Genomic DNA, 26,800 nt, shown 5'->3' on the forward strand with positions numbered 1-26,800 from the left:
ATAGGGGAGGGAAGTTACATGGATAAAAACCTGCGTGATGACATTTTTCAGCATGCAAAAGAATGGATCTTAAAGGCTGGCGAAACCATTCGTACAAAAATTAATGATCCACTCATTATTGATACGAAGTCTAACCCAAAAGATCTTGTTACGACGATGGATAAAGAAACGGAATATTTTTTAGCTACAAATATCAAAAAAACGTATCCGCATCATCTGTTGTTTAGTGAGGAAGGCTATGGAGATGATGTCACATCATTGGATGGGGTTGTATGGATTGTTGATCCAATAGATGGCACAATGAACTTTGTACAGCAAAAGAGGAACTTTGCTATTTCCATCGGTATCTTTCAAGAAGGAATTGGTGAGATTGGCTTTGTTTACGATGTCATGGCTGATATTCTGTATAGTGCTAAAAGAAATGAAGGAGCCTATAAAAATAATGTAAAGTTACCACCTTTAAAGCCAGAATTGGTACTTGACGAGGCAATGCTCGGCTTCAATCATCATTGGTTATGCGAAAATAGTGTCATGGATGAGCGGACTATGCAGCAACTGGTCAAGAAAATACGTGGCTCAAGAACTTATGGTTCAGCAGCTTTAAAGCTTGCCTATGTCGCTGAAGGAATTATAGATGGATATTTAACAATGAATCTTGCACCATGGGATATTGCAGGAGGTATTATTCTTGCGAAGGAAGTTGGTGCTGTCACTACTAATTTAGACGGGGCACCCGTTACTTTGTTGACAAATGAATCTACAATAACTTGTCATCCAGCCATTCAACAGGAAATCATTCATGATTATTTGCAAAAAGGGAAAAAATAATCATGGACAACTTTAGTAAAGTGAAAAAACTAACTACCACTCATCTAAAAAGGTAGTTAGTTTTTCAGTTTTTACTATTAAAACGAAACTCACTTTTTAGCCGCACAACTAGCTCTTTCATTTAGAATTGGTGTCAGTTTCTTCACAAGGGGGTGTACATCCTTCTCTTCAATGAACTTGATTATAGTTGTAACTATTTCTGTCGCCAGTGTATCAACCGGTACACCAATACAGGTTAATGGGATTTCAATATCGGCCATTTGGGGAATATTATCATAACTAATAATGGAGATATCTTCAGGGATTTTTAGGTTTCTCTCCTTAATGCCCCGAATAATGCCACCACTAATATCAAAGCTCCCCCCAACAATCGCTGTAGGGTGAGTAGAATTGGCAAGAGTTTTTAAGGTTGCGAGATAACCATCGTATGCATTCAGTCCAGCCGTATCGATTAACTGATCATTGTCTCCTGGCAAACCAAATAGAGTCATTGCCTTCTTAAATCCATTGTATTTCTCGATTTGCATTGGGTCAGTAGATGATAAGTCCCCGATATAAACGATATTTGTATGACCTAATTGAGTTAAGTAATGTACCGCTTCATACATGGCTTGCTCATGATTCGCATCAATTATCGGATAAGGGGAGTTTTCTTTACCTGCAACTCCATAGGAAAGCAATGGAATTGAACTTGTATCAATAGATATATCCGTATTCTCTTCAAATAAAATGATACCATCTGTTTGAAATCTTTTAAATGTATCTAAAGCTATTTGTACAGGATCGACAGATAGAATCATGGAGTAAGGTGTTGCGTTAATCTTATCACTAATTTTTGTCACCAATGTTGATAGGACAACCCGTTCAATTGTTGGCCAAATGAGCCCGATAATTCTCGTTTGTTTAGAAGCAAGTCTTTGTGCGGCAAAATTAGGCTCGTAACCTAATTCTTTTGCAATCTCGACGATTCTTCTTTTCGTATCTTCCCTAACTAAGGGACTATTATTTAATGCCTTTGACACAGTGGAATAACTCACTTTGGCAACTTTCGCAATATCTTTGATGGTTACGTTCAAAATTCATCACCTGCTTTGATATGTAGTATGTATTCTTAATGTAACATATAATAACAACGTTTTCATTATTGAAGCAAATTACCTATATAAAGAATAATCAGTATGTTATGATGGAAGCGTTTTCATGTTGGTGTAGCTGGGTTTGTGAGGAGTATAAGAAATTGATTATATACGATATAGGCATTCATAATCTATGCTAAATGTGTAGTAAAAAATAGAAGAAGGGGTGTTTGTTAATATGAACTTGAGAAAAGGTTTTATGGCTTTATTTTCGATGCTGTTGGTTTTGATGGTATTAGTTGCGTGTAGTAATAACGATGATAAAGATGAAAGCGCTTCATCGGACTCCTCGAGCGATAAAGGGGACGCTGTCGTAAAAGACAAAGAGAAAACGAAAATCTCTATTATGACAAAACTTCACACTGCAGAAGTACCGAGTGAGAAAATACTTGAATTAGTAGAAGAAGCCGCAAATGTAGAAATCAAAATGGAGTGGGTTCCAGACAATAACTACAGTGATAAACTGAACACTGCATTTGCTACTGGAACATTTGCTCAAGCTGTAACGATGGGATCGGATCAAGTAGATCAATTTAAAGGTGCAATTCGTGATGGACAGTTCTGGGAAATCGGACCTTACCTCAGTGAATTTAGCAACCTAGGCAAATTAAAAGATGAAGTCGTTAAAAATACAATGGTAGACGGAAAAGTATACTCACTTTACCAAGGTCGACCACTCTCACGTCAAGGAATGATTTATCGGAAAGATTGGGCTGATAAACTTGGTTTAGAAGCACCAAAAACAGTAGATGAGTTTTATGAAATGGCAAGAGCGTTTACTGAAGACGATCCTGATGGAAATGGTAAAAATGACACAATCGGCTTAACAGATAGAAGTGATTTAATCTACGGTGCATTTAAAACGATTGCATCTTGGTACGGAACACCAAATAACTGGGGAGAGCAAAACGGTGAATTATTACCTGAATTCATGTTCCCGGAGTATATGAGTGCCATGAACTTTATAAAAGATTTACGCGATGATAAGTATATGAACCAAGATTTCCCTGTAACAAGTAAAGAAGATCAGCAGGCATTGTTGAAAAACGGTACAGCTGGTATTTATATCGGTGCAATGGTTGACATTCTAGGGTTGTACAATGATGCGATTGAGCTTAACCCAGATTTAGAATTTGATGTACACAACTACGTTGCAGGTCCTACTGGTGAATTTACTGTATGGTCGAATCCAGGATATAACAACGAAATCCTGTTTCCTAAATCTGCAATCAAAACAGAAGAAGAGTTGAAAGATATTTTAGCATTTTTCGATTTGATGATGACACCAGAACTTTCTAACCTTGTTCAATGGGGTGTAGAAGGTGAGCACTATTCAATTGTAGATGGTTATGCAGTAATTGATAGTGATCAAGATAAAATCAATAAAGAAGTATTTGCGTACAATATGCTAGGAATTGGTGAAGCAGAAACAAACGGAAGATACGAGTCACGCTTTGATTATGAACCACGTCAAAAAGCTGAGACATTAATTTTGGAAAATGATAGTCACTTAATTCAAGATCCAACGCTTACATTAGATTCAGAAACGTATATTCAAGATGGAGATCGCTTACAAGCTATCATTAATGATGCGACGTATAACTATATGCTAGGCGGAATTGATGAAGCTGGATTTAATAAGGAAGTAGAAAAATGGAAATCTGAAGGCGGAAACAAAATTATTGAAGAGTTTAATGCATCAAGATAATTAATGGAGTCGCACAGGAGGGATTTTAATCCCTCCTTGTTGCGATAATATAACCCCTTAGTATGAAAGAAATCCTTTTCAAAACATATGTACAATATGTTGTTTGATAAGGTAGATATATATGAAAAGGTAAGAATTCTACCTACCTCAGAAAGGGTGATAACAATGAGTAATCAGATTACTGTTTCGGAATCGACGAGTAAACCGATTGTGAGAAAGAGCTTAAGAAAAAAAATTGTAGCTCGTACTCGCAGTTTATTTACTCGAGCCAAGAAAAGTGAGCCGATAGAGAAAAAGAGCTTACGAAAAAGATTAGCAAAGCATAAAATGCTCTACTTAATGATTGCTCCTGGTTTGTTATATTTATTTATCTATAAATATATTCCTATGTTTGGAATGATTATATCTTTCCAGGATTACAAACCTTACTTGGGGATAGCCGGAAGTGAATGGGTAGGGCTAAAGCATTTCGAACGATTGTTTACTTCTTCGGATTTTTGGATGATTTTAAAGAATACGCTCGTACTATTCGGTTTGCAAATTCTTATCTATTTCCCAATACCGATTATTATCGCTTTAATGTTGAATGAGTTAATGAACGAAAGATATAAAAAGCTTGTTCAAACGTTTATTTACTTACCGCATTTCATGTCATGGGTTGTTGTTGTTTCCATCAGTTATGTTTTGTTTACGATGGATGGTGGAATTATAAACGGCTTGCTGAAATCAATGGGATCAGAACAAATTAACTTCTTATTGGATTCCAAGTGGTTCCGTCCTATGTACATCGGACAAGTGATTTGGCGTGAAGCTGGTTGGGGAACAATTATTTTCCTTGCAGCAGTTGCTTCAGTGGATCCGCAATTATATGAAGCTGCGAAGATGGATGGTGCTAATCGATTCAGGCAGATGTGGCATATTACGCTCCCGGCCATTAGAAGTGTCATTGTCATCCTTCTTATTCTTAAAATAGGTGATGTATTAGAACTGGGATTTGAACATGTTTTCTTATTATTGAATTCGACAAATCGTCATGTAGCTGAAATTTTTGATACATACGTCTATGTAGCAGGGTTACGACAAGGTCAATTTAGTTATGCAACCGCGGTTGGGTTGTTTAAAGGATTTGTAGGACTTGTACTTGTTATTTTTGCTAACTGGTTGGCGAAAAAGAATGGAGAAGAAGGCATTTATTAATGGTTTAAGGAGGTGTACCCATGATTCAAGACAAATCAGTTGGTAGTCGGTTATTTAATTTTACGAATACGGCAATACTAACAATCATTGCTTTAGTAACGGTACTACCTTTCATTCACGTTTTAGGTAGTTCATTTGCAACAGGTGCAGAAATAGCAAGTAGAAGCTTTTTGATATTTCCGACCAAGTTCACATTAAGCGCCTATAAATATATATTTTCTACAGATACAATTCTAAAATCTATTGGAGTTTCTATTTTTGTAACTGTCGTAGGGACGACTTGGAGTATGCTTCTGTCTACTATGACTGCATATGGGCTATCGCGTAAAGATTTACCTGGTCGAAGATATATTATGTTTTTCATTATCTTCACGATGCTCTTTAACGGAGGAATCATTCCAACGTTCATCATCGTACAAAAAACGGGCTTATTGGATTCGTTAGCAGCTCTAATTATCCCAGTTTCTATTAACGTATTTAATATGATTATATTAAAAACGTTTTTCCAAAACCTACCTTCCGGATTGGAAGAGTCAGCAAAAATTGATGGTGCTGGTGATTTCGCTGTGCTGTTTCGGATTGTGATTCCCTGCTCGTTACCAGCAATTGCAACAATTTCACTTTTCTATGGCGTAACTTACTGGAATACTTATATGCACGCTATTTTATATTTAAGTGATGCAGCTAAATGGCCAGTGCAAGTTCTTCTACGCCAAATTGTTGTGTTAGCGACTGGGATTTCATTTGACAGTGCGGAGTACTCAGATGTTCCACCACCATCCCAATCAGTAAAAATGGCGGTTATCGTTGTCGCTACGATTCCAATTCTGATAGTGTATCCATTTTTACAAAAGCATTTTGCAAAGGGAGCCTTGCTGGGTTCTGTAAAAGAATAAATGGACTCAGCTGGTTGTGAGAGGGGGATACTAGATGTGGTCTGCCGATCAATATTTGAATAGTTTGTATCAGGAAAGTATGAAATCTCACAATAATGTGAACGAAAAAGCAGCGAAGTTAGATTTGAAAAATAAATTCCAACAATTATTAGGAAATTTTGAAGAAAAGAAAAAAAATTTAGAACCTCTGTTAGTGGAACAAGCAGATATGGGCTCTTATCTTCGATTACGGGTCGAACTTTCAACGATCGATTCGTTGAGAATGCCTGTGTATCTATTAATCCCTAAAAATAGGGAAGAGACTAAATTGCCGGCAGTACTCGCACTTCATGGACATGGGTATGGGAGTAAAGAGGCTGTTGGCTTAAATCCAGATGGTTCGAAAAGAAAAAATCAAGGCTATCATAAGCAGTTTGCAATTGAGCTTGTCAAAAAAGGTGTTGTTGTCATTGTCCCTGAGTTAATTGGCTTCGGAGATCGTAAATTACAGTCTGATCAGGGGAATGGCTCTCCTACAGACAACTCATGCTATATGATTGCAAGCCAATTACTCTTACTTGGAAAGACACTGGCAGGTCTCAGGGTACAAGAGTGCAGACGTGTCATCGATTATTTACAAACGCTTGAGGAAGTGGATGAAGGGAAAATTGGTTGTATCGGGATATCTGGTGGGGGGCTTGTTGCTTCATTTACCTCTATTCTGGATGAACGAATAAAAGCTACAGTTATAAGTGGTTATACCAGCACATTTAAAGGCAGTATTATGGATAGAAGACACTGTTTGGATAATTATATACCGGGGCTATTAATGTATACTGAAATGCCTGATTTAATTGGATTAATCGCACCAAGGCCTTTATTTATTGAAGCAGGTACGACCGATCATCTTTTTCCAATGAAAGAGTCGTTAGTTGCGATCGAGAGACTAGCGAATATTTATAAAGCGTTAGATACAGAAGCATCGTTTTCCTCGCATATATTCGAGGGCGGACACGAAATAAGCGGAGAAAAATCATTTGAATGGCTAATCCGTCAACTATCAATTGCATAATAATTGACATATCTGTTGATTAACTATTTGCTTGCATAAATTGCTGCTCAGCAAAGGCTTGAACCCCATTTTTGCTGGACTATTTCTGATTTACTTTCGGCGAAATATTCAAGACATAATTACCACAGAAAAAGCATGGCTAGAAACGACTTCCTCATTTCTAGCCATGCTTTTTTGGTCATCTTGTTATGAATAATCGCCTGTCGCATCCCAGAAATGTTTTAGTGAAAAATGCCGTTGCTTGAAAAGGAAAGAATAGAATGGATAACCTTCCATAAGAATGTAAGTTCCCGAAGATACAATTTCGGGAACTTTTGCACGTTATACAAGGTGTGTCTACTTTACTTTTAGCAAGCTCTATACTTCCTGAAATAATAAAGGATAAGACCATGGTGAAACATTCAGCCGCCAAAATTGTATCTTTGGCGGCTCTCTCCAGTTAAGAAGTCTTCTATTCACTCATCCCCAAAAGTATTTGTACTTCATGTATCTACGTTTTTGGAAAGCGGTGGATGAACGACGACCATACAATTACCGAAAGAAATGAATAGGGATGCGACAAAGTCGCATCCCTATTCATAAAAACATCACGGATATTGTATAGAGGTCGTTCAATCCAAAGCGAACCAAAAGCAAGTGAACCTAAAGCACCTGGTGTGTACTTGAAAACCTATCCTTGCTTATCTTCACGATACTTTCCAGGAGTTATTCCCTCAACCTTTTTAAAGGATCGAATAAAATTTTGTGAGTTTTTATAATTTAGTCTTTCAGCGATTTCTTTCACTGTGCTATTCGTTTCTTCTAACCATTTCTTCGCAACATTAATTCGATATAACGCCAAATAATCACTAAATGATGTATTTGTTTCTTTTCTGAAGATGCTGCTTAAATAATTTGCATTGTAATGTAGCTTATCGGCAATATAATTCAACGTTAAATCCGAATCGAACTCTTGTTGAACGATGTGAATAATCTCATCTGAAATATTTTTGTATTGAGACTGTGTTCGCTCTTCAGACTCATCCATCATCGGATAAATGATTAGATTTTTAAACCAATTGACTACTTCAGGAAGCGTTCTAAATTCGTATAGTTGATTGAATAAAGATTTATGACCATCATATTTTAAGACGTTTACACCAAGTGTTTCAGTCAATTTTATTAAATTCGTGAGTAAGCGTACAATGGCAATTTCATGTTGTGTATTACTTAATTCTTCATTGAATAGAGATTCTAAAAGCTTATCCAAATTTTGATCGACTTCAAGTTTATCTCCCATTTTAATGGCGTTAAATAGTTCATTTTCAATATGCTTTGGATAAAATGTAAAGAAGCTAGAGTCACTTTGTAGGTTTTCATAAAAAATGATGGAGCCCGGCCCAAATTTAAGCACATGCCTAAGTGCCTCACGACTTTCTTTAAATGCTTCATGTGCATCCGTCAGGGCCTCGTATGTCTGACTAATACCTACACTGATTGATATACCTAAATCATTTAGTACTTCTAATTTAATATCTTTAATCATCGTAGTAAGCGATTCTGCATAGTGTCTGTCTTCTATTTCATCATCCAAAAATAGTGTTACTTGTGTTTTGTTTATGACAATAGGGGTCATTCTTTTATTTGACGGAATTAATTTTTCAATCATCGTATTCACCGTGAATAATAAGATTTCTTCATTGTCGATATTGTATTCTGTATCTTCTACCGAATCAATTTGAAGTGTAAGCACCGAAAACCTTTTCCAGCTTTGTGTATACCCAAATGATTGCAGCTTATTTGGCAATTCTTCATTGCTAATATTTCCTTGTAGAAGGCGAGCCATAAAGAATTGTTTTAACTGTACAATTTGCCCGTGGAGCCTAGATTCTAACTCATCATTTTGTTCGAGTACATGTTGAATTTGACTTTCTATCATACTAAACTCATCAATCTTCTTACCGCTTTGAGAGATACTTGAAAGTGAATTCGAAAGCGTAGAGGTTATGCGATTAATCGGTGCGTAAAGTCTATGTGATGCGATTAAGGAAAGTAGAATGGCACCAAGTAAAATGACAGTACTAATGAGTAGCGTAAACCAGCCGATTGAATTTGACTGTTTATTTAATTCGCTAATCTTAATCATAGAAATATAGGTCCAGTTATTATAGGCAGATTTTCTATAGGTAACCTTGTAATCGCTTCCATTTAGTGCGATATCATACTGTCCTTTATTGTTTTGAAGCTCATTTAGTTCTGAGATAAAGGATTGGCTTGAAAAATTGGTGCCAATTTCTTTAGAATCACTATGTGCAATGACGGTATAATTTTCATCTAAAACCATTAAGGATTCTGATTCTAAATGACTCGTTAGCATATCTGTGAAATCACAAACAGGTACATAGGCAATGGCAATTCCAGTTTTTTTATTTGAATTAAGGGGCAACTTTTTTACGAGACTAATATAATGATTACATGAATTACCTTCACTTGAGTCATACAAAACCTGATCTTCTTTTTCGATTATCCAAGAGGATTTATAAGGTAAATCAGAATACTTTTCAATAATATCGTTGGCCTGTCCTTCTCCCAATCTTCTAAGGCCGTTGTTATTGATACGCCACCCTTGCTCAAGACTGACCAATAAAAAGTTAGAAACTCCACTATCGGATCGTTGTAGCTGATTGATTTCTTTTTTTGTTTGATGATAGAGCTGAAATTGATAAGTTGTTAATGGTTCTTTCAATGTTTTATTTAGTTGGTGTGATGTTACAAATGTCGTAACAGAGAGATCGACTGTTTGCAAAACTTGTTCAAAGTTAGTTTGAATCTGATAGATGCTTTGTTGTTTTTCTTCGGCAACATTGGATTGAATAATTTCCGCTGATTTTAAGTAAGAAAATAAACCGACTATAATAACGGGGAGTGTTGCTAAGATTGTGACAATAGTCAATAGCTTCGTATAAATTTTCTTTCGATTTTTCATCAAATGGTCTCCTTTGTTCAGAAACATTTAAATATGAATCATATTTAATTATTTTTAGAAGAATTAGTTTGTCAAGTAAACTTAATTATAACATATGGATTACTGAAATACAGTGTGCATTTTTAGTCTTCTTTTATAACAATGTACTGATATTGTTTTAAATAGAAAAGTGATTCACTTTTTCTAGTTAACCAGTTTAGATGATTATAGATGTGATAGGTAAGTTGCGCTAAAATGAGAGCCAACAATGAAAATGAGGGGCAATGTTGAGTATGATGAAAAAAAATAACTTGAGGCCAGTAGTTGTATTTATAGCGCTTGCTTGTTTAATTATTTTAGTAAGCTGTCAACAGCAGACGGATAATGAAGAGTTTCAAATTCTCGTTTTCTCGAATATATCAAGGGAAACCTTGACAGATATGCAGGCGGATATGAAGCTTGAGTTGGAAAACGTTGAGATTGTATTGTACCCATCTGTAGCTGAAAGGCTCATGATAGAAATTGTTCGCCACGCGGGAGATATTTTAATTATGGATCGAGAACTATTGGCAACAGCATATGATTCCAAAGAGCTTCACGCATTAGATGACTTTAGAGATGACAGCAACACAGTTGCATTAACTGATTTTGAAATAGTGGCATTGGAAGCAGCTGATGAAGAGGTGAATATAGAACAAATTTATCCTAACGCAATCCACATCAATTATATGGAGAAATATGAAGTTGGTTCTGATCCGATTGAACTTGTTGCGATTATTCCTAAATACACAAAGAATAAAGAAATGGCCTTTTCAGTTTTGAAGGGACTTGTTCAAGAATAGAAGTAGAAGGGGTGATTGAAATGGAGTTAGAAGGCATAGCTGGACGCTTTTTAAGAGTTAGTGAAATGATTACCAGAATGGCTTATGTAAATTTATTGTGGATTTTATTCACGCTGCTCGGACTGGGGATCTTTGGATTTATGCCTGCTACTGTTGCATTGTTTACGGTGACTCGTAAGTGGGTGATGGGGGATAAGGATATTCCTGTGTTTAAAACATTTTGGAAGACTTATCGCCAAGAGTTTTTCAAGTCAACATTATTTGGTGTAATGCTTTTTGTAATCGGTTACATTATTTATATTGATTTGGCATTTTCACCAACAGGTGGTTTATTTACATTATTGAGAATTGCTTTATTTCTATGCGGGGTTTTGTATGTTGTCTTGTTACTCTATATTTTCCCGATTTATGTACATTACGATTGGAGTAAAAGACTATACATTAAGTATGCACTGTTAATTGGGATATCGTATCCGCATTATACTTTTATCTTAATGGCCGGGATTGTAGCTCTGTATTACCTTTGCATCTCAATACCAGGAATTATTCCATTTTTCAGTGTTAGCCTTTTATCGTATATGATGATGTGGCTTGTGTATAAGGTAATTCGGAAGATGGAGTTAACGCAATCAATAGGAAAGGAAGAAGGAATAGAGACACAATCTGTAGAAGCATAATGACAAAAAAAGATATGGGAGCTGGGGAAATGAGTAAAAAGTATGTATTAGTAGGTACAGGTGGAAGAGCGGAATTTTTTTACGGGGCAATGGTAAGGGATTTTAAGGATACTTGTCAGTTAGTCGCTTTTTGTGATGTCAATCAAACAAGAATGGATTACTCAAACCGTTTATTGGAAGAAAAGTATGATCATCCTCAAATTGCAACTTATTTAGCTAGTGAATTTGAAACGATGATCGCGAAAGAAAAACCAGATATCGTCATTGTGACAACGGTGGATCGCACGCATCATACATATATTATTAGGGCATTGGAGCTAGGTTGTGATGTCATTACTGAAAAACCAATGACGATAGATGCTGAGAAGACACAGGAAATTATTGATGCGATTAAGCGAACAGGTCAAGAAGTACGTGTCACGTTTAACTATCGCTACGCGCCGCATAATACAAAAATTAGAGAGCTTATTCGAGACGGTGTTATTGGGGATGTCTATTCTGTTAATTTTGAATGGGCATTGGATACGCAGCACGGCGCGGATTACTTCCGTAGATGGCATCGTAATAAAGCGAATAGTGGCGGCTTGCTCGTTCATAAATCCACACATCATTTTGATTTAGTGAATTTTTGGTTAAATACAACACCTGAAACGGTTTACGCTACGGGTGGTTTACATTTTTACGGCAAAGAAAATGCTGAAAAACGAGGAGAAACAAAGTTTTACCAGCGTGCACATGGCAGTGAAAATGCCAAAAATGATCCTTTCGCCATTCAGTTGGAGGACAATCCTCACTTGAAGTCGCTTTACTTAGATGCGGAAAAAGATGATGGTTATCAACGCGATCAAAGTGTTTTCGGGGATGGCATTGATATTGAAGACACATTAGGTGTAATGGTGACGTATAAAAACAAAGCGATTTTAACATATTCACTCAATGCTTATTTGCCTTGGGAAGGGTTTATTGTGTCCTTTAATGGCAGTAAAGGGAGAATTGAAGTAGAAGTTCGTGAACAATCGTATATTAACTCTGGCGGTTCGAAAGAAGATGAAGGCAAGTTAAAGGAAAAATCAGTAAGGGTGTTACCGATGTTCGGAGAGCCTTATGAAGTAGAAATCATTGAAGGGGAAGGCGGACATGGTGGAGGGGATCCGATATTATTGCAAGATCTCTTCGGTACGCCAACAGAAGATGAATTCAATCGTGCTGCCTCTCATATAGATGGGGCAACATCAATTCTAACTGGAATTGCAGGCAATATTTCATTGAAAACAGGCCAAGCAGTTAAGTTAGACGATTTAATTCAATTTTAACTTTATTCAGCAAATACTTTTGTACTGAAAGCGAAGCGTCAGCTACAGAAGTCTCCCACTTGTATAATTGGCGAGATGAATGTGAATTAGATTTGTAATTCAGTGGGGTTCAAACACCTGCAGAATGGGGGAACGCAGGCTAAGTTCGCCACGTCCTGTGGCAACGCCTGCATGACCAACGTCTTGTCGGCCCAAGCCTCCGGCGGATGTCACGGATTTTGAAGGGAGTTAAGGATGGCTGTCTAAGTTCGCGACGTCCTGTCGCAGCGACTGCATGACCTACATCCTGTAGGTCTCAAGCTCAATTCAAAATCCGGACGCAATCACGCCGGGGCGTGATGGATCTAATGTTCAAAGCCCTAGCCCCCACTACAAGGAAAACAGTGTAGATGGGGGCTAAAGTAGTATATAAAAGAGGTATGCTATAATTTTTTTAAACAGGAAGGTGATTCATATTGAAGAAAAAAATAAGCATTTATTTGGCAGCAGATTCAACTGTACGGAATTACGATGCTAGTGAATACCCGCAAGCCGGCTGGGGGCAATTTATAGCGGATTATTTAACAGCTGAAGTGATGATTGAAAACCATGCAGTGGGAGGGAAAAGCTCAAAAACATTCATTACAGAAGGGTTGCTCGATCCTATAATGGATGCAATCGAAGAACACGATTATTTGTTTATTCAGTTCGGGCATAATGATTCAACGAAAAATCGTCCAGAACGTTATACGGAAGCGTATGATGATTATAAAATATACTTACAGCAATATATTGATAAGGCGAGAGCTAAAAAGGCGATTCCGCTGTTAGTTACTCCAGTTGGTAGGCTTCATTATGTGAATGGAGAATTTTTGATGGATTTTGGGGATTACTGCAACGCGATGAAAGAAGTTGCAGAAGCTAATGATGTATTCATCATTGATCTGATGACAAAAAGTATTGATTACCTTTCATCCATTGGCTACGATCGTGCAAAAGAACTGTATATGATAACCGTGAATGGAACGGATTGTACCCATTTTACTGAACAAGGGGCAAAAGAAATGGCAAGGTTAGTTTATCAGGAAATTAAAGAATTGAATTGTAGTCTATCTAGCTATGTAAAATGATAGAAGAGGTATCCTTATAGTGGGATACCCCTTGCAGTAGATTAGAAATTATTCACTCAGAAGTTTCTTGTTTTTGAAATGGTCACTCATTCGGTAAATGATGATTCCAACAATCACTAGCCCAGCTAGCTCACCCAAGGATGCTGCAATCGCACCGTTCACTCCGTTTAACTGAGGAAATAGCTGAATGAGTATTACCATCGTCGAAACCACAACAACCAAATTTGCCATTTGAGCAAAAAGCATTTTCTTTGTTTGTCGTCTAAGCATCAAAAATCCATTGAGAAAATCAACCCAAGGAAAAACAAGTGTTTTTATGATGAAGAATTTCAATACTGTAATTGTTGCTAAGGATAAGGCTTCATCAGCACCCATAACACCTTGCATAAATGCCATTCCAAGGGGAGTGTAGCATAATAGGCACAATAATAACGTCGGAATGATACTAGCAAAAATCACGAATTTCACGACTTTTTGTTTGTTCACAGCATAAAATTGTAGCACTAATTGATGCGTGTACATGAAAAATCCTAAAATCAAATTGGTAATACTAAACGCTAAGGCAAATGATGCAATGCTCATTTCGATATTACCCGATTTCGCTAATAAAATATAGATAACGGGAGTAAGAATCGTTTGCATAAGAAAATAGTACATCAACGGAAAATAAAATTTTGAAATATCTGCTTTGACCAATGGGGGAGAATCGACTGGATCTAATCCATTTCTTAGCAGTGAATCCCCTTTGTAAATACTAACTAGACATTCAATGAGCATTCCTACAAGAAAGATAATCGCTCCACTGGCACTCGTAATGAAATCGTAACTTACCATTAAATAAGCAGTTATAAACATCGCAATCAGTCTAGCGACAACGCCAATTGTTAACCAATTCGTCGCTAGTTGTGTAATGATAATGCCCTGATATAAGCCGCGGATTCCAGAGAAAATAATGACTAAAATAATAACTTTAAAAGCTAGTGAAACTGCCCCGACCATATTCGCCGTTGCTCCGAAAATGGTTGTATAAATCCAGTGACCTAATGGGCTAAATGCAATAACTACACTGATTAACATTGTGGCTACTAAGACATAAATAAAAAATATGCTTACTAATTTAAATGACCTTTTATCAGTGACCAATGCTGAGGATGTTTGTCGGAACACAATCATCGGTCTTTCTAGAATACTGAATAAGGACATTGCAATTGCATAACAAGCGATAATAAAAGCAGCATGCTCACCTCTACTTAATGTACCGTTAATAATCACATGTGTAATTGAAGTTAAACTTGCCGAGACACCTAGCGGAATAAAAAAAGCACTTAGCTGTCCATAAGATAACCGACCCGATGAATGCAAGAAACAAACCCCATCTCATTAATTAATCGCTCTAAGTAACAACGTTGTTATTTTGAGTGTAATGATCTTTGATTGTTATTTCAACTAGAAAGATTAATATAGATTGATATTTTAGAATCTACGGATTAAAAGTATAACAATTACTTGCTCTTTCTTTGAAAATCAATTATCATGAAAATAACAACGTTGTTATTTTGTTGTTATACGTATCGTATTCATAAAAAAAGTAGATAAAAAGCTCTCTTATTGAGAGGGTGTAGTATGGCAATTGATTTTCGAATAGTTTAGTACTCAAGTAAAAATAATTCAAATAAAATACAAAGGATTGATTAGAATGAAGCAATTATTGCCAACGATTGAGTTATTAGAACAAGGAAAAGTAGCAGCTCAAACGGAGCAAGTGACGGTCTATCAAGAATCGTATACAAATCATGAAAATGTCCATTTATTGATGGTTAAAGTGAACGGTGAAAAATTTATTTTAGCAACTGGAAGCGGTTCCATTTACGATGAATTAGCAGGGACAAATGTTGAAGGAAAAGGAAAAGTATGTTCATTGACTTATGGAAACCGACTTGTTTTGAATCGCTATTTCCCTTATACGGCTCCGCAAGCATTTGGTACAAAAATTGCAACGATAGGTTTAGGAGATCGCTTAGGTTTAGCATCCCCTGGACATATTGAAACGGTCAATGGAAGAAATATAAAACCAGTGCTTGCCCAACAAAGTATTCGTGAGTTGACACTAACAAATCGCTCCATGACTGATATGCTAGATGCCGCTGCATATGCGGTTTTCCAAGAAGGTTATACAGGCGGATACGGTGCAGACGGCGATCATATCAAGCTTGAATCAGACATTAAATATGCCTTATCACTTGGTGTATCCATGATTACTTTGGATTGCTCAGATCAAATCGACAAAACAATCGAGGAAGCAACCGATGAAGTCATTGCAAAAGAGTTTGCTAAAGTTCCAGAAGACGTTAAACAAGTATATTTTGAGAAATATTTAAATAAAACTTTTGAAGTGAACGGTCTATCTTTATCTTTCGATGAAACCTCATTAATGAGAAACATCTTGCTGTATGATGAAGCTATTACGTACACAACACATGTTTACAATGAGTACATCAGTAAAGAAGACCGTGCGATTGACTTTGAAATTTCAATTGATGAAACGGAAACTGTTACAGCACCGATTTCTCATTTCTTCGTTGCTAATGAACTGATCGAAAGAGGCGTGACAGTCGTCAGTCTTGCTCCGAGATTCTGTGGAGAATTCCAAAAAGGAATTGACTATATCGGAGACGTAGTTCAATTTGAAGTTGAATTGCGTGAACATGCGTTAATTGCTGAGCATTTCGGGTATAAGTTAAGTATCCACTCCGGCAGCGATAAGTTTAAGGTGTTCCCAATTATTGCGAAATATACAAAAGGAATTTTCCATGTAAAAACGGCTGGCACAAACTGGCTTGAAGCTATCCGAGTCATCGCGGTTACAAATCCTGGCTTATATAGACGTATGCATAAATTTGCACTGGAAAACTTTGAAGAAGCGCTGAAATACTACCATGTAACACCTGACTTAGACAGCGTTGTTTCACTTGAAAGTGTTGCGGATAATCAGCTTGTGGAATATATGAATAATGATGCGGCACGCCAGCTGTTTCACGTCACATATGGTTTGATTTTGACTGCAAAAGATAAAAAAGGTGAATTTGTATTTAGAGATGAATTATTTAAAACACTGGATGTACATGAAGCAGATTATCGGGCGGCACTCGTTAACCATATCGGGAAGCATATCGATCTACTAGGACTGTGAAGTCAAGAATAAAATTTTAACTAGCTACTCCATATACAGGAGTAGCTAGTTAAAATGAAAACTATTTTTGATTGACAATTTGAGCTTTGAAAAGTAAGGTTACGGTAGAATCTTATAAAAATCAAGAAAAGTGAGGCGAAAGAGCATGAGCGAAGTAATGAATGACAAGAACCGTCATCTTGGTGAAGTACTTACAGAGATGGGACGCGTTATCGTCGCTTTTTCCGGTGGTGTTGACAGTGCATTAGTATTGAAACGTGCACAGGAAGAGCTTGGCGACCAAGTTCTAGCTGTTGTTGTTGCATCAGAATTGTTCCGCAAACAGGAATTTGAGGATGCAGTCCAATTGGCTAAAGACATGGGTGTTCAAGTATACAAAACAGAAATTAAAGAATTAGAAAATCCAGACATTGCAGCGAACACGCCTGATAGCTGGTATTACAGTAAGAAAATGCTTTATTCTCATCTCAATGATTTAGCTGGGGAGTTAGGTTATCCGTATGTGCTAGATGGCATGATTATGGACGACTTAGACGATTTCCGCCCAGGAATGAGAGCAAGAACAGAGGCAGGGGCACGTAGTGTGCTTCAAGAAGTCGGATTATTTAAGCATGAAGTTCGTGAACTTGCAAGTCAATTAGGACTCCCAGTTTGGGATAAACCTGCATCTTGCAGCCTTGCATCAAGAATTCCTTACGGTATTGAGCTTGATAAGCATAAAATTGAACAAGTCGATCAGGCCGAAATCTTTTTGGCTAAACTTGGATTTGCTCAAGTACGTGTCCGTCATCATGGCAATGTTGCTCGCATTGAAGTCACACCAGAAGAAATCACGGAATTAGTGAAGCATCGCGATCAAATCCAACTAAAACTTACTTCACTTGGTTTTGCATATGTTTCATTGGATTTACGTGGATACCGCACAGGAAGCATGAACGAAGAGTTATCTGAAGAAGTGTTAGAATCAAAATTAGCACAATAATTTTCAGGAAATATCAAATATGCCCTGCTACTTAATTGTAGTGGGGTATATTTGTGTATCAAGTCTGTAATTGGACACCGAGTAATAAAAAACTTGAAAAGTAGAGCGTTTACATATAATCTAACTATAGATAAATAATTAATTTGTCGGATAAACAAAATAAATGGTTGACGAAAAATTCGGTTTAATCAAAAGTAAGGGAGTAGATGAATGATGAGTAAGGATGGAATGACATATGCGCCAAAGGGTAAGCCAAATCCGGTTGTAAAAGAGGGGGAATTTGTGATTGCAGTTGCTGCGCTTGATCATGGCCATATTTATGGGATGTGTAATGGTCTAGTAGAAGCAGGTGCTACATTGAAATATGTATATGATCCTGATAAGAAAAAAGTGGCAGACTTCGTTGAAAAATATCCCGACGTCGAGGTAACAGATTCGCTCGAACAAATTTTAACTGATGAAACGATTAAGTTAGTGGCTGCTGCTGCAATCCCATCTAAGCGCAGTGCACTTGGAAATCGGGTAATGGAAGCTGGTAAGGATTACTTCACAGATAAAACACCATTTACAACGATGGCTCAATTAGAAGAAACAAAGAAGGTTGTCAAACAAACTGGACAAAAATATATGGTCTATTTCAGTGAGCGTCTCCATGTTGAAGGGGCAGTTTTCGCCGGCGACTTGATTAAAGATGGGGCAATTGGTCGCGTACTTCAAGTGACTGGTTTTGGCCCACATCGCTTAAATGCTTCAAGTCGACCAGATTGGTTCTTTAATAAGGAACAATACGGTGGAATTCTATGCGATATTGGGAGCCATCAAATTGAACAGTTCTTATATTACGCAGATTGTAAGGATGCTGAAATATTGCATAGTAAAGTAGCGAACTATAATAACCCTGAATATCCGGAATTAGAGGATTATGGTGATACCACATTAGTTGGTGACAATGGCGCAACACAATATTTCAAAGTGGACTGGTTTACGCCAGATGGGTTAAGTACATGGGGAGATGGACGGACGTTTATTACGGGAACAGAAGGAACGATTGAAATCCGTAAATACGTCGATGTTGCAAGGGAAGCAACAGGAGATCATCTATTCTTAGTGAATAAAGATGGCGAGAAACATTATAAGTTATCAGGTGAGGTTGGATTTCCTTTCTTTGGGGAACTTATTTTAGATTGTATTCATCGCACAGAAAAAGCAATGACGCAGGCTCATGCCTTTAAAGCAGCCGAACTATGCTTACTTGCACAAGAACAAGCAATAGTTGTATCTAAGTAAACCACGTCTATTGCATTCTTAATTAAACATTAGGAACTTCGTGTATAGCTGTTTGTGGTCGCTTTTGGATTGAACGACCTCTATAACAATAACCTTGTAATTTTATGAATAGGGATGCGACTTCGTCGCATCCCTATTCGTTTTTTCGGTAATTGTATGGTGATCGTTCATCCGTCGCTTTCTAAAAATACAAGTACACGAAGTGCAAATGCTTTTAAGGATGAGAGAATAGAAGACTTCTTAACTGGAGTGAGCAGCCAAAGATACAATTTTGGCTGCTGAAGCTTTCGTCATGGCGTCTTTCATTGTTATTTGAAGGAGTTATAACTTTTTCTATAAACCTTTCAAAAAGTAAAATGGAGACACTTTGTACAACGTGCAAAAGTGCCCGAAATTGTATCTTCGAGCACTTACATTCTTGTAGAAAGTTATCTATTCTTTCTTTTCCAAGTAACGGCATTTTTCACTAAAACATTTCTGGAATGCAACAGGCGATTATTCATAACAAGATTACCAAAAGAGTGTATTTAGAAATGACGAAGTCATTTCTAAATACACTCACTCCACGGTAATGATGTCATGAATAAATTTGCCAAAAGCAAACCAGAAATAATCCAGTGAACAAGCCAGTTTTTTATAGATGTGAATGTACTTATTTGTAGATAGATATAGGATTATAGAACAAAAAACGTAAAATTAAATGCGGAGAGATATCTCAATTAGGTAAAGATTTTGTCAATAGGGTAAAGATAGTACATTGTTGAAAGCGATTACACTCCCTATAATTAACCCTAACATAAAGAAACTGAGGTGAACGCGATGCAAAGCGTATCAAATGCGCAATCAGCAGAAGTCAAAACAAAGCCCAATAAAATGCGCAAAAAATCCAAAAGACGTAATAAAACTCCTTTTGGTGGTTGGAAAGAGAATGTGGCAGGTTATTTATTCATTGCACCCATGTTTATAGGAACGTCTGTATTAGTCTTATTTCCAATCATCTCATCATTAGCATTGAGTTTTACAAATTGGAATTTTGTATCTGGTTATGATGGCGCTAAATTTGTAGGGTTCGAAAATTTCCAAAAGTTGCTAACCAATAACTTATTTCACAAAGCGCTAGTCAACAACTTTATTTTGTTACTTGCCGTACCTATTATGCTCATCATTTCATTAGGACTTGCAGTAGTCATTAATAAGTATGTTTATCTCAAAGATATGTTTAAAGTCATTTATTTCATGCCGTTTATTTCCAGTGTTGTTGCGGTAGCGGTAGTGTTCCAAGTGTTATTCCATCCATCCAAAGGACCGATTAATCAAGTGCTCATGTCATTAGGTGTTGAAAACCCTCCAGGGTGGATTGCAGATATTTCATTTTCATTACCTTCAGTTATGCTCATCATGATTTGGACAGGGATTGGTTTTAACTTAATCATTTATTTAGCAGGACTACAAAATATTCCGAAAGAATTGTATGAAGCTGCACAGATGGACGGAGCGTCAGCTTGGTATCAATTTACTAAAATAACAGTTCCATTAGTATCACCGACAACCTTTTTACTATTAATTACAGGTGTTATTTCGAGCTTTAAGGTGTTTGACTTAATCATTGTATTAACAGGTGGTGGACCAGCAAATTCAACGCTAACACCAGTCGTCTATCTGTACCAACAAGCATTTCTCGAGTTGAAAACAGGTTATGCATCAGCGATCTCGCTTGTATTGTTTATCCTAATACTCATTATTACTTATATTCAATTCATCGTTCAGAAGAAATGGGTAAACTATTAATTCAAAGGGGGGGCAGTATGATGACAACAACAAAAGGAATCGATATAAAAAAATTAATTGTGACAATCATCATGGCGATATTAGGTATAGTTTTCTTAATGCCATTTATCTGGATGATCTCTGCATCATTTAAAGTTGAAACGGATGTTCTAACCTATCCGATACAGTGGATTCCAGAAACATGGAATGCTGTTGAGAACTATAAGAGCGTTTGGACAGGGACAATGCCATTTCTTTTACTCTATTGGAACTCAATCAAGGTGACAGTGTTAACAACAATTACTTCTGTCACCGTGTCATCTTTAGCTGCATACGGCTTTGCTAAAATTAATTTTAGAGGTTCAAATTTCTTGTTCCTAATCATATTAGCGACATTTATGATTCCGCCGCAAACATTACTCGTTACACAGTTTTTGTTATTCAGATGGCTGGGACTCTATGATACACATATGGGTCTGATTCTATTAAACAGTTTCAGTGTATTCGGTACATTTATGTTACGCCAATTCTATCTAGGCATCAGTAATGAGCTGATTGAATCCGCACGAATGGATGGGGCCGGGCATTTCCGTATTTTTGCATCGATTGCATTACCACTCGTCCGACCAGCAATCGCAACCTATGCTATCCTGCGTTTTATTTGGACATGGAATGATTTCCAAAATCCATTAATTTTCTTGAGAACAAAAGAACTCTATACGATACAACTTGGGATACAAAGCTTTGCGGATCAGCATGGTAGTATTTACTCGTTGATGATGGCAGCATCTGTATCCGCGATAATTCCATTACTAATCATCTTTATCCTTGGGCAGAAACATGTTATCGAAGGCATTCAGCTTGGCGGCGTAAAAGGATAAAATACTGATATTTAACCTTTTTTGAAAAAAGGGGTTTCATATACTAATCTAACAACAGAGGGGGCAATTGTATTGAAGAAAAAACGGGGTCTAGTATGGATAGTTACACTTATCGCAATGCTTGTTTTAGCAGCATGTTCTGGGGATAAAGCAGGTGACAGCTCCGCAGGGGACAAATCTAGCGATGGTGCTAGTAAGTCAGGTGAAGAGGAAATCACATTAAAATTTGTACACTGGATTAATGAAGGTGTAGGAAAATGGCAGCCTGTCATTGATAAATATGAGGCTGAACATCCAGGGATAAAGATTGAATCGATACCACTAGTCGATAACATGACTGCTCTAGATTATTTTAAACAATTAGATTTGATGGCATCGGCAGGAGAAAAGCTTGATATTATCATGTTTAATAATCCAAACGATCTCGCAAAAAGAATTGACGCTGGCCTAGTAGCACCAATTGATGAATTTTTGGCTGCAGAAGGCATTGACATTAATGAGGTTTATAATAATGCATATGCACCAGTAAATGGCGAATATTATGGTTTGCCAATGAAAAATATTTCTGGCCTAATTATGATGAATAAAGGTCATTTAGATGAAGCAGGCTTAGAAATCCCGACAGAATGGACATGGGATGACTATCGTGACTATGCAAAGAAATTGACGACTGATGAACATTATGGCTCTTATTTACACACATGGCACGAGACATATTCAGCGTTGAAATTAGTCAGTAAAGCAGAAGAAACGTTACTGCTAAAAGAAGATGGTTCATCGAATGCGGAGGATCCATTGCTACGGGATTCACTGGAGCTTCGTTATCAACTAGAACAAGTAGACAAATCATCTGTTCCATACTTTGAAACATTCTCGCAAAAATTAAATTATCGTCAGCAATTTTTCTCACAAGAAGCAAGTATGATTCCGACTTTTAGTTTCATGATTACGGAGTGGGGAGAATTCACACCAGACTTTGAAATTGCATGGGCGCCATGGCCACAAAATGAAAAAGGAACAAACTTTACAACTATGTCAGGTGATTTACTCAGTGTTTCCAAGACTTCTGACCATAAACAAGAGGCATATGACTTTATGCGTTGGATGTCGACAGAAGGTATTGTAGAACAAGGTGTGTGGACACCTTCTTGGAAAGAGGCTGACTTAGACGCAGTGCTAAATACTTTAGTAAGTGGAACTCCAAATCCTGAAGCTATCCATTTACCATCATTAAAACATTCGTTGACTTCTCTTCAACCAAATAAAACATTTGCACCAGCACCGTATATTACAGAGGTAAATGGAGAATATGGTGCGGAAGCTGAGATGTATCTACTAGGAGAACAGGATTTAGATAAGACGATGGAAAATGTTAAGAAAAGGATTCAAGCCGTCGTTGATGCAAATCAATAAATAGAATATGATGAATGGAGAGGGGACAATACAGTTCCCTCTCTATTTTTACCTTTTGAAAAGGGGCTAGTGATAAAAGTGAAGAGAATAGTGGGAAGATTAAAAGAAATGACGTTGCGCAGTCGACTATTGGTTGCTATTATTCTTTGTATTCTATTGCCCTGGATAAGCACTTATATAGTTTCTAATTATTTTACGAAAGACGTTTTAGAAGTACGCGCAGCAAAACAATCAAAGGATACGTTAAGTATGATTGAAATGAGCATGAAAAGAATCCTTGATGATGTGATGTATACATCCAATTTTATTCAATTCGATACAAACTTTAATCGTTTATTAAAATCTAACAAGCCGTTTGATCTACAATCACCGGAATCTGCTAACGTTGGAAATGCGCTACATTATTTGCAAGTTTCAAAGATGTTGACAGACATTACGGACATGTTTTCTTATACATATGTGACGCTTCTTTTCGAAAATGGTTTGTACTATACGAATTATCCAATATCTGAAAATAATCCACTAACATTTCGAGATAAACCGTGGTTTACGGAATTAAAAGATTTGCAGTTTTATCAGACGAATTGGATTGGCGTACATCCAACCTATATTCAATCAGACAAGGAATCGAACCCTTATTTAATTAGTATGGCAAGAACGATTAAGGGATCAAATCACTCGAATATCTATCTAATTATAAGTATTGAGGAAAAAGAAGTTCGAGAGTTTTTCAATAATTTTAAAAACGATACAGAAGCAGAGTTCTTTTTGACTGATAATAAGGGCAAGATCTATTCTAGTCTCGACACTGAGAAAATCGGGAGTCATTTGTCATATGATATCACGAGTAAAGAGCACCAGATTGTTGAATATAATGATGAGGATCATCTACTCGTTTCTTATCCCGTCTCCTATGCAAATTGGCGATTAGTAAGTTTAGTTCCCTATAAAGAAACAATCGGTACGATCAATACTGTGACAAGAACAACAATTCTTATTCAAGGAGCTTTGTTGCTGCTGTTTCTATTGGCATTAATTATTTTAATCCGTGAAATAACGAAACCTGTAACAAAATTAAGTTTCGTTACTAAATCGGTTGAACAGGGGAATTTGGATGTTCGAGCAAATGTGGCCGGAAATAGTGATGTGGCAAAATTAGCTCATTCTTTTGATAATATGCTTGATCGAATTGAAGAGATGATTGAGCAAGTAAAAGAACGTGAAGAAGAAAAGCGTATGGCAGAACTCGAAATGCTGCAAGCGCAAATCAATCCACACTTTCTTTTTAATGTGTTAAATTCGATTCGATTAAAAATTCGATTAAGTGGTGATAAAGACAGTGCTCAGTTGATTTATTCTTTGTCTGCTTTACTTCGAATGACGATTAATCGGAACAATGCATTTATCCCGTTAAGTGAAGAAATAACCATTGTAAGGCATTATCTGCAGCTTATGAATTTTAGACATCAAGATGATATCGAATTAGAAGTTATTACCACCGGAAAAGTCGAAGAAATCAAAATTCCTAGATTTTTCTTACAACCAATTGTTGAAAATGCTTTTATACATGGATATAATCAAAACGAAGGTATCATCATTATTGTAGCGACTCTAAAAGACAATAATTTATTGCAGTTGCAAGTAACGGATGATGGAAGTGGTATGGATGAAACGACCTTAGAAGCTTTAAAAAGAGAAGCTTTTGCTCCCAAAAATCAAGAAAAAAGTAAAAATACTCGCTCCTTTAATGGTATCGGTGTACTGAATGTATTCCAAAGAATGAAAATTATTTATGGTGATGATTTCAAATTGGAGATAGAGAGTATGGTAGGCGTTGGGACCACCTTTACCTTTTATATCCCGATTGAGAAGGAGTTGTGACAATCGATGTACCAAGTAGTTTTGCTCGATGATGATGTACTAGTAACAGAGTTTATGGAAAAAATAATACCTTGGCAGCAATATGGATTTCATGTGACGGCAGCTTTTAATGATAGTTTACAAGCATATGAATATTTACAAGAAAACAAATATGATGTTCTAATTACGGATATTGGAATGCCCAGATTAAATGGGATAGAATTAATCTCCAAATTGAAAGAAGAGGATTTTAACTCGTACAATATTATTTTGTCCTGTCATGATGATTTTCATTTTGCACAAAAAGCATTAAAATTAGAAGTATTTGATTATATTTTAAAAGAGTCCATAGAGGAAGAGAAAGTCGTTGAGTTACTCGAAAGGCTTAAAATAGCAATGGATCATGAATTTCAAGCAAAGCATCGTCATGTGAAAATCACACAGTTTTTAAAACAAAATAATATGTCATTAAAAACAACATTTATTGAAAAGCTGATGGAAGATCAATATATTGAAGATGATAATTGGTGGAGTGAGCAAGAGGATTTATTGGACATGGACTTTTCTTCTGAGCGATACACGGTTGTGCTTTGCTTTATTGATCAATACCAGGATGCAATTGACCGGTATGGAAAAGAAATATTACTACAATTTAGTTTTAATAATGTAATCGAAGAAGTGCTAGCAGAATTTCAGAAGGATATTCAAGTTTTCTTTTTAAACGGGAAATTTCTCGTTATGTTTCCGTTGATGAAGACAAAACAATTGGACATGCAGCGACTTGTTGAACAAGCAGTAAAAGAAATGCAAAGTAAAATGAGTACGTTTTTAAAAGTTAGTGTCACCTCCGTTATTGCTGGCGAAAATCTGTTGCGTCAAGGGTTAGTCGAATCGATGAAGTCGTTGTTGAATAATAAGGGGCAACGTTTTTATTATCCACATGGAACAATTCAATACTATCAACCGATTGTGTATACAAAAGAGTCAATCTTCCAAGATTATATCGATGTCCTTCAAGAACTAAGGCATATGATTATGAATAAGGAAGAGGTACGAGTTAAGGAATATATTCAGAGCTATATTGCAAGGATAAAAATAGAACAGTTTGCACCAGCTGCCGTGAAAGATTGGGCAATTAAACTCGTTCTAGATATAAATATGTTTTTAAATACGCAGGTTTATAGTGAAGAAGAAAATTTTATGACGATGACGGACCAACTTGTGCAAAATGTCGAGACCTTTGAACATTTACAATCATTGGTGACAGATATATTGATAAAACTAATGGATCGTGTTGAACAAATTGATGCAACACCTAAAAATGAATACATTCTTCAGGCACAAATATACATTCGAACACATTTAAATGAAAAAATAGCATTAAAAGATGTTGCAGATCTTCTTCATTTGAATGCAAGTTATTTTAGTCGGTTGTTTAAGAAGGAGACGGGTGAAAGTTTTGTTGAATTTGTAACGCGAATAAAAATGGAGAAGGCAAAAGAATTGTTGGACAATTCAACTAGATCTGTTGAGCAGATTGCGATAGAGGTCGGTTTTGATAGCAAAGGCTATTTTTTGAAAACATTTAAGCAGCAATTTGGAATGTCGCCTAAATCTTATAAATATAAAGAAGCTATTAAATAATCGAGGTATCCTGAAAAATATTCCACAATTCAAATAATAAAACGCGATAGGGAGAATTTACTTGCAGGGGAGTGT

General features: G+C 36.6%; 20 protein-coding genes. 17 read left to right on the forward strand and 3 right to left on the reverse strand.

The annotated features are described in order from the left end of the window. Positions 1 to 18: 18 nt before the first annotated feature. Positions 19 to 828, forward strand: coding sequence for an inositol monophosphatase family protein (locus tag MKZ10_RS09890; protein WP_342504804.1), 810 nt, complete (start codon positions 19 to 21; stop codon positions 826 to 828). 89 nt (positions 829 to 917) lie between these two features. On the opposite strand, the gene MKZ10_RS09895 is transcribed toward MKZ10_RS09890, so the two are convergent. Continuing rightward, the gene (locus MKZ10_RS09895) at positions 918 to 1,904 is read right to left on the reverse strand and encodes a LacI family DNA-binding transcriptional regulator (RefSeq protein WP_342504805.1); all 987 of its coding nucleotides are present in this window, start codon (positions 1,902 to 1,904) and stop codon (positions 918 to 920) included. A 238-nt stretch (positions 1,905 to 2,142) separates the two neighbouring features. Between MKZ10_RS09895 and MKZ10_RS09900 the strand changes: the two genes are divergently transcribed. The 4 genes from MKZ10_RS09900 to MKZ10_RS09915 all read left to right on the forward strand — a co-directional run bounded on the left by MKZ10_RS09900 (position 2,143) and on the right by MKZ10_RS09915 (position 6,816). Beyond that, positions 2,143 to 3,672: an extracellular solute-binding protein gene (locus MKZ10_RS09900; protein ID WP_342504806.1), complete on the forward strand. Its 1,530-nt coding sequence runs from the start codon at positions 2,143 to 2,145 to the stop codon at positions 3,670 to 3,672. A 327-nt stretch (positions 3,673 to 3,999) separates the two neighbouring features. Beyond that, positions 4,000 to 4,869 (forward strand): sugar ABC transporter permease, encoded by an 870-nt coding sequence (locus MKZ10_RS09905; RefSeq protein WP_342510125.1) that lies wholly within the window; start codon positions 4,000 to 4,002, stop codon positions 4,867 to 4,869. A gap of 20 nt (positions 4,870 to 4,889) precedes the next feature. Further along, a complete protein-coding gene (locus MKZ10_RS09910; protein ID WP_342504807.1) occupies positions 4,890 to 5,765 on the forward strand; it encodes a carbohydrate ABC transporter permease in 876 nt (291 codons plus the stop codon). Positions 5,766 to 5,799: 34 nt separating this feature from the next. Further along, positions 5,800 to 6,816: an alpha/beta hydrolase family protein gene (locus MKZ10_RS09915; protein WP_342504808.1), complete on the forward strand. Its 1,017-nt coding sequence runs from the start codon at positions 5,800 to 5,802 to the stop codon at positions 6,814 to 6,816. 670 nt (positions 6,817 to 7,486) lie between these two features. On the opposite strand, the gene MKZ10_RS09920 is transcribed toward MKZ10_RS09915, so the two are convergent. Then, positions 7,487 to 9,781: a helix-turn-helix domain-containing protein gene (locus MKZ10_RS09920; protein WP_342504809.1), complete on the reverse strand. Its 2,295-nt coding sequence runs from the start codon at positions 9,779 to 9,781 to the stop codon at positions 7,487 to 7,489. A gap of 272 nt (positions 9,782 to 10,053) precedes the next feature. On the opposite strand from MKZ10_RS09920, the gene MKZ10_RS09925 reads away from it, so the two are divergent. The 4 genes from MKZ10_RS09925 to MKZ10_RS09940 all read left to right on the forward strand — a co-directional run bounded on the left by MKZ10_RS09925 (position 10,054) and on the right by MKZ10_RS09940 (position 13,701). Beyond that, positions 10,054 to 10,602 (forward strand): hypothetical protein, encoded by a 549-nt coding sequence (locus MKZ10_RS09925; protein WP_342504810.1) that lies wholly within the window; start codon positions 10,054 to 10,056, stop codon positions 10,600 to 10,602. A gap of 20 nt (positions 10,603 to 10,622) precedes the next feature. Beyond that, entirely contained in the window at positions 10,623 to 11,279 is a 657-nt protein-coding gene (locus MKZ10_RS09930) for a YesL family protein (RefSeq protein WP_342504811.1), read from the forward strand. Positions 11,280 to 11,308: 29 nt separating this feature from the next. Next, on the forward strand, positions 11,309 to 12,592 hold the full coding sequence (locus MKZ10_RS09935; RefSeq protein WP_342504812.1) for a Gfo/Idh/MocA family oxidoreductase: 1,284 nt from the start codon (positions 11,309 to 11,311) through the stop codon (positions 12,590 to 12,592). Positions 12,593 to 13,047: 455 nt separating this feature from the next. Beyond that, on the forward strand, positions 13,048 to 13,701 hold the full coding sequence (locus MKZ10_RS09940; RefSeq protein ID WP_342504813.1) for a rhamnogalacturonan acetylesterase: 654 nt from the start codon (positions 13,048 to 13,050) through the stop codon (positions 13,699 to 13,701). A gap of 48 nt (positions 13,702 to 13,749) precedes the next feature. Here MKZ10_RS09940 and MKZ10_RS09945 read toward each other — a convergent pair whose 3' ends face one another. Then, on the reverse strand, positions 13,750 to 15,063 hold the full coding sequence (locus MKZ10_RS09945; protein ID WP_342504814.1) for a multi antimicrobial extrusion protein MatE: 1,314 nt from the start codon (positions 15,061 to 15,063) through the stop codon (positions 13,750 to 13,752). A gap of 334 nt (positions 15,064 to 15,397) precedes the next feature. Between MKZ10_RS09945 and MKZ10_RS09950 the strand changes: the two genes are divergently transcribed. From MKZ10_RS09950 to MKZ10_RS09985, 8 genes are all read left to right on the forward strand, one after another. Then, positions 15,398 to 16,891 carry a tagaturonate epimerase family protein gene (locus MKZ10_RS09950; protein WP_342504815.1) on the forward strand — a complete coding sequence of 498 codons (1,494 nt, stop codon included), beginning with the start codon at positions 15,398 to 15,400 and terminating at the stop codon, positions 16,889 to 16,891. 145 nt (positions 16,892 to 17,036) lie between these two features. Further along, a complete protein-coding gene (larE, locus tag MKZ10_RS09955; protein ID WP_342504816.1) occupies positions 17,037 to 17,873 on the forward strand; it encodes an ATP-dependent sacrificial sulfur transferase LarE in 837 nt (278 codons plus the stop codon). Positions 17,874 to 18,083: 210 nt separating this feature from the next. Beyond that, a complete protein-coding gene (locus tag MKZ10_RS09960; protein ID WP_342504817.1) occupies positions 18,084 to 19,160 on the forward strand; it encodes a Gfo/Idh/MocA family oxidoreductase in 1,077 nt (358 codons plus the stop codon). An 873-nt stretch (positions 19,161 to 20,033) separates the two neighbouring features. Then, positions 20,034 to 20,948: a sugar ABC transporter permease gene (locus MKZ10_RS09965; RefSeq protein ID WP_342510127.1), complete on the forward strand. Its 915-nt coding sequence runs from the start codon at positions 20,034 to 20,036 to the stop codon at positions 20,946 to 20,948. A gap of 20 nt (positions 20,949 to 20,968) precedes the next feature. Beyond that, a complete protein-coding gene (locus MKZ10_RS09970) occupies positions 20,969 to 21,808 on the forward strand; it encodes a carbohydrate ABC transporter permease (RefSeq protein ID WP_342510129.1) in 840 nt (279 codons plus the stop codon). Between the two features lie 72 nt (positions 21,809 to 21,880). Continuing rightward, positions 21,881 to 23,221, forward strand: a complete 1,341-nt coding sequence (locus MKZ10_RS09975) for an extracellular solute-binding protein (protein WP_342504818.1) — start codon at positions 21,881 to 21,883, stop codon at positions 23,219 to 23,221. Between the two features lie 78 nt (positions 23,222 to 23,299). Next, entirely contained in the window at positions 23,300 to 25,102 is a 1,803-nt protein-coding gene (locus tag MKZ10_RS09980; protein WP_342504819.1) for a histidine kinase, read from the forward strand. 6 nt (positions 25,103 to 25,108) lie between these two features. After that, the gene (locus MKZ10_RS09985) at positions 25,109 to 26,725 is read left to right on the forward strand and encodes a helix-turn-helix domain-containing protein (protein WP_342504820.1); all 1,617 of its coding nucleotides are present in this window, start codon (positions 25,109 to 25,111) and stop codon (positions 26,723 to 26,725) included. Positions 26,726 to 26,800: the final 75 nt, after the last annotated feature.

It is taken from the genome of Sporosarcina sp. FSL K6-2383 (assembly GCF_038618305.1).
GTDB lineage: Bacteria > Bacillota > Bacilli > Bacillales_A > Planococcaceae > Sporosarcina.

What these genes read in the sequence shown, in the direction of transcription:
- MKZ10_RS09915 (WP_342504808.1), top strand. Translation starts at nt 5,800, where the DNA reads ATGTGGTCTGCCGATCAATATTTGAATAGTTTGTATCAGGAAAGTATG.
- MKZ10_RS09910 (WP_342504807.1), top strand. Translation starts at nt 4,890, where the DNA reads ATGATTCAAGACAAATCAGTTGGTAGTCGGTTATTTAATTTTACGAAT.
- MKZ10_RS09970 (WP_342510129.1), top strand. Translation starts at nt 20,969, where the DNA reads ATGACAACAACAAAAGGAATCGATATAAAAAAATTAATTGTGACAATC.
- MKZ10_RS09935 (WP_342504812.1), top strand. Translation starts at nt 11,309, where the DNA reads ATGAGTAAAAAGTATGTATTAGTAGGTACAGGTGGAAGAGCGGAATTT.
- MKZ10_RS09985 (WP_342504820.1), top strand. Translation starts at nt 25,109, where the DNA reads ATGTACCAAGTAGTTTTGCTCGATGATGATGTACTAGTAACAGAGTTT.
- MKZ10_RS09900 (WP_342504806.1), top strand. Translation starts at nt 2,143, where the DNA reads ATGAACTTGAGAAAAGGTTTTATGGCTTTATTTTCGATGCTGTTGGTT.
- MKZ10_RS09905 (WP_342510125.1), top strand. Translation starts at nt 4,000, where the DNA reads ATGCTCTACTTAATGATTGCTCCTGGTTTGTTATATTTATTTATCTAT.
- MKZ10_RS09890 (WP_342504804.1), top strand. Translation starts at nt 19, where the DNA reads ATGGATAAAAACCTGCGTGATGACATTTTTCAGCATGCAAAAGAATGG.
- MKZ10_RS09925 (WP_342504810.1), top strand. Translation starts at nt 10,054, where the DNA reads ATGATGAAAAAAAATAACTTGAGGCCAGTAGTTGTATTTATAGCGCTT.
- MKZ10_RS09920 (WP_342504809.1), bottom strand. Translation starts at nt 9,781, where the DNA reads ATGAAAAATCGAAAGAAAATTTATACGAAGCTATTGACTATTGTCACA.
- MKZ10_RS09965 (WP_342510127.1), top strand. Translation starts at nt 20,034, where the DNA reads ATGCGCAAAAAATCCAAAAGACGTAATAAAACTCCTTTTGGTGGTTGG.
- larE (WP_342504816.1), top strand. Translation starts at nt 17,037, where the DNA reads ATGAGCGAAGTAATGAATGACAAGAACCGTCATCTTGGTGAAGTACTT.
- MKZ10_RS09960 (WP_342504817.1), top strand. Translation starts at nt 18,084, where the DNA reads ATGATGAGTAAGGATGGAATGACATATGCGCCAAAGGGTAAGCCAAAT.
- MKZ10_RS09930 (WP_342504811.1), top strand. Translation starts at nt 10,623, where the DNA reads ATGGAGTTAGAAGGCATAGCTGGACGCTTTTTAAGAGTTAGTGAAATG.
- MKZ10_RS09950 (WP_342504815.1), top strand. Translation starts at nt 15,398, where the DNA reads ATGAAGCAATTATTGCCAACGATTGAGTTATTAGAACAAGGAAAAGTA.